Consider the following 3,449-nt stretch of genomic DNA (forward strand, 5'->3'; position numbering starts at 1 on the left):
GCCGATTTGGGCCACTTCGACGCCGCCACCATGGTGCTGGGGGTGTTCCTGGGATCCGCCGGCTGGTGGCTGGCGCTGTCGTCGGGCGTGGCGGCGGTGCGCCACCGCATTTCCGACCAGGGGCTGGCGCTGCTGAACCACTGCACGGGGATCGCGCTGGCGGTCTTCGGCCTGTGGGCGCTCGCCACCGGCTTCACCGGCATGGTCTCGGCGGCGATCGACTAGCTGGCGCCGGACGGCCCGCATTCGGTGGGCAGCCGCAGCGCCTCCTCCCGCGCCGCGCGGAAGTGCTGGAACAGGCGGAACAGGTAGATGCCGACCAGCACCACCACCAGCCCCACGGTGACGTAGCCGACCAGCGTGTGGATCCCCGGCCACGTCGACATCATGTAGCCGCTCCACGCCAGCAGCAGCGTCCACAGGATGGAGCCCGTGGCCGACGCCAGGCTGTAGCGCCACACCGGCATCCGGCAGGCGCCGGCCGGGATGGAGATCAGCGTGCGCAGGCCGGGCAGCGGCTGCACCAGCAGCACGGCGATGCCGCCGCGCTTCTGGAACCATCGGGTGGCGCGCTCGACCTGCTTGGGCCGGATGGTCAGCCAGTGGCCGTAGCGCTTGAGAAAGAGCTTCAGCCGCTCCGGCGTCCACAGACGGCTGGGCAAGTACCAGACCAGCTGCCCCGCTAGCGATCCCAATCCGCCGGCGATGGCGATGCCCAGCAGGTGGAACTCCCCGGTGGCGGCCCCGATCCCGGCCAGCGGGATGACCGTCTCCGCCGGCACCGGCGGCACCACGCGCGCCAGCACGAGGAGCAGGAAGATCCCCACGTACCCCATGGAATGCATGATCTGCACGAGCCAGTCCGTCATGCGCTCTCGTCCCCGTTGAACCCTTCAGGAACAAAGGCGCAAGGGCCGGGTTCCGCGACCGGCCGGCGAATGATGCTGAAAGAATGGAGGAGGGACGGACGGGCGCCGGTTGGGGGGCGGGGATGGCGCCCGTCCGTCCTCAAGCCACACGGCGCTGGGAGCAGCCGGGTGGCCTTTCGGGGGCCTTCGCACCGGGCCATCGCGATGGCCCGGTGTTTAGAACGCCTCCAAACATGCCGGCACCGGCCTGAACGGTCCAATCGTTTTTTCCGACCGCTGTGATAGGATGGCCCGATGATCGACGCCATCACGCTCCGCCAGCTCCGCTACCTCGTCGCCGTCGCCGACACGCTGCACTTCGGCCGCGCCGCCGAATCCTGTCACGTCAGCCAGCCGAGTCTGTCGGCGCAGATCCAGCAGCTTGAGGACGCGCTGGGCGTCAGCCTGATCGAGCGCACGCAACGCCGCGTCCTGCTGACCCCGGCGGGGCGGGACGCGGTGGCGCGCGCCCGGCGCATCCTGGGCGCCGTGGCCGATCTGGCGGCGACCGCGCGCAGCGCCGGCAAGCCGCTGGGCGGCGAGCTGCGCCTGGGCGCCATCCCGACGCTGGCCCCCTACTACCTGCCGCGCGTGCTGCCGTGCCTGCGCCGCGACCACCCCGCCCTGCAGCTCTACCTGCGCGAGGATCTGACCGGCCGGCTGGCGGAGACGCTGCGCGGTGGCGGGCTGGACGCGCTGCTGCTGGCGCTGCCGGTGGAGGAGCCCGGCTTCGAGTGCGTGCCGCTGTTCGACGAGCCGTTCCGCGTCGCCCTGCCCACCGGGCACCCGCTGACCGAACGCGCGACGCTGACCGACGCCGACCTCGCCGGCGAACGGCTGCTGCTGCTGGAGGACGGGCACTGCTTCCGCGACCAGGCGCTGGCCGTCTGCGGCCTGCACGGCACGCCGGAGCGCAGCGGCTTCGCCGCCACCTCGCTGCACACGCTGTGCGAGATGGTGGCCGGGCACATCGGCGTCACGCTGCTGCCGGCGCTGGCCTGTCCGCGCACGCCTGAGGGGGTGGAGACCCGCCCCTTCGCCGAACCGCAGCCGACGCGCCGCATCGGCCTCGTCTGGCGCCGGGGAAGCCCCCGCGCGGCGGAGCTGCAGCTGCTGGCGGACTACCTGCGCGATCACCTGCCGGACGGCGTGGCCAAGACCTAGGCAAGCGCGCCCAGCTGGCTCCACAGCCACAGGCCGACCAGCGCCACCACCCACAGCGCCATCACCACCCGCAGGGCACGGACCTCACGCCGCAGGCGGCGTTCGCACACGCGCTCGGTCCGGTGCATGGCGATGCGGTGCGCTTCGAGCGTCTCCAGCCGGCGCATGGTGAAGGAGGTGAAGGTGCGCATACGACGACTCTACGGAGCCGCCGGACGCGCGCCTGTGTTCTTTGGGAGACCAGTCAGGAGGGGTAGCGGTCAGGCCTGCACACTGGTCAGGTCGCGCAGGGCTTCCGACAGCGCCTCCGGCCGGTAGGGCTTGTGCAGCAGGCGGAAGCCTTCCGCCGCCGCGGTGGAGGCGGCGTTGGAATAGCCGGTGGTCAGCAGCACCGGCAGGTCCGGGAAGCGCTTGCGCACGGTGCGGCCGAGGTCGAGGCCGTTCATGGTGCCCGGCATCACGATGTCGGAGAAGACGAGGTCGAAGCGCTTGCCGTCGGACAGCACGTCCAGCGCCTTGTGGGCGGTGTCGGCCAGCGTGACGGCGTAGCCCAGCCCTTCCAGCAGCGTCGTGGTGGTGCGGCCGATCTCCGGGCTGTCCTCGACCAACAGGATGGCGCGCCCCTTGCCTTCCGGCAGCTTGGCCGGAGCGGTGGCCGCCTTCTGCGCCGGGGCGCGGTGGGTGCGCGGCAGGTACAGCGTGAAGGTCGTGCCCTGCCCCACGGTGCTGTCCACCATCACCGTGCCGCCCGACTGGGTGGCGAAGCCGTACACCTGGCTGAGGCCCAGGCCGGTGCCCTTGCCAACGTCCTTGGTGGTGAAGAAGGGGTCAAAGACGCGCTCGCAGATCTCCGGCGCGATGCCGCAGCCGGTATCGGTCAGCGACAGCGCCACGAAGTCGCCGCGCAGGCCGTCCGGGGCCGCCGGGCCGCCGTCGAAGGAGACGTTGCGGGTGCGCACCTTCAGCGACCCGCCGCCCGGCATGGCGTCGCGGGCGTTCACGGCGAGGTTGAGGACCGCCAGCTCCATCTGCGCGCGGTCCACCTCCACCGGCCAGACGCCGGGCTCCAGCTCCGTTTCGACGGCGATGTCGCCGCGGAGCGAGCGCTTGAGCATGCCGTCCACCATGGCGCCCAGCGCGTCGTTGGCGTCCACCACCTCCGGCTTCAGCGTCTGCTGGCGCGCGAAGGTGAGAAGCTGCTGGGTGAGTTGGCCGCCGCGGTAGGCCGCCTGCATGGCCGTGTCGATGAAGGGAGCGGCCGCCGGGTTCTCCCCGGCGCGGGTCTGCGCCAGGTAGAGGTTGCTGGTGATGACCATCAGCAGGTTGTTGAAGTCGTGCGCGATGCCGCCGGCGATCTGGCCCAGCATCTCCAAACGC

4 protein-coding genes and 1 pseudogene are annotated in these 3,449 nt (G+C 71.6%); 2 read left to right on the forward strand and 3 right to left on the reverse strand.

What is annotated here, in order from left to right:
- Positions 1 to 225: pseudogene (locus VED21_RS05575) on the forward strand (lysine transporter LysE); the annotation flags it as partial.
- On the opposite strand, the gene VED21_RS05580 reads toward VED21_RS05575, so the two are convergent.
- Positions 222 to 869 (reverse strand): DedA family protein, encoded by a 648-nt coding sequence (locus tag VED21_RS05580; RefSeq protein WP_324881331.1) that lies wholly within the window; start codon positions 867 to 869, stop codon positions 222 to 224. The pseudogene VED21_RS05575 and the gene VED21_RS05580 overlap by 4 nt on opposite strands.
- A 294-nt stretch (positions 870 to 1,163) precedes the next feature.
- Between VED21_RS05580 and VED21_RS05585 the strand changes: the two genes are divergently transcribed.
- Positions 1,164 to 2,072 (forward strand): LysR substrate-binding domain-containing protein, encoded by a 909-nt coding sequence (locus VED21_RS05585; RefSeq protein ID WP_324881332.1) that lies wholly within the window; start codon positions 1,164 to 1,166, stop codon positions 2,070 to 2,072.
- Here the strand turns inward: VED21_RS05585 and VED21_RS05590 are convergent.
- Together VED21_RS05590 and VED21_RS05595 are read right to left on the reverse strand one after the other, a co-directional pair.
- Positions 2,069 to 2,263 carry a hypothetical protein gene (locus VED21_RS05590; RefSeq protein ID WP_324881333.1) on the reverse strand — a complete coding sequence of 65 codons (195 nt, stop codon included), beginning with the start codon at positions 2,261 to 2,263 and terminating at the stop codon, positions 2,069 to 2,071. The genes VED21_RS05585 and VED21_RS05590 overlap by 4 nt on opposite strands.
- Before the next feature lie 69 nt (positions 2,264 to 2,332).
- The coding region (locus tag VED21_RS05595) for an ATP-binding protein (protein ID WP_324881334.1) at positions 2,333 to 3,449 on the reverse strand (1,117 nt) is incomplete at its 5' end.

It is taken from the genome of Azospirillum sp. (genome assembly GCF_035627195.1).
GTDB lineage: Bacteria > Pseudomonadota > Alphaproteobacteria > Azospirillales > Azospirillaceae > Azospirillum.

Coding starts and splice junctions, on each gene's coding strand:
- VED21_RS05580 (WP_324881331.1), bottom strand. CDS start 869: ATGACGGACTGGCTCGTGCAGATCATGCATTCCATGGGGTACGTGGGG.
- VED21_RS05585 (WP_324881332.1), top strand. CDS start 1,164: ATGATCGACGCCATCACGCTCCGCCAGCTCCGCTACCTCGTCGCCGTC.
- VED21_RS05590 (WP_324881333.1), bottom strand. CDS start 2,263: ATGCGCACCTTCACCTCCTTCACCATGCGCCGGCTGGAGACGCTCGAA.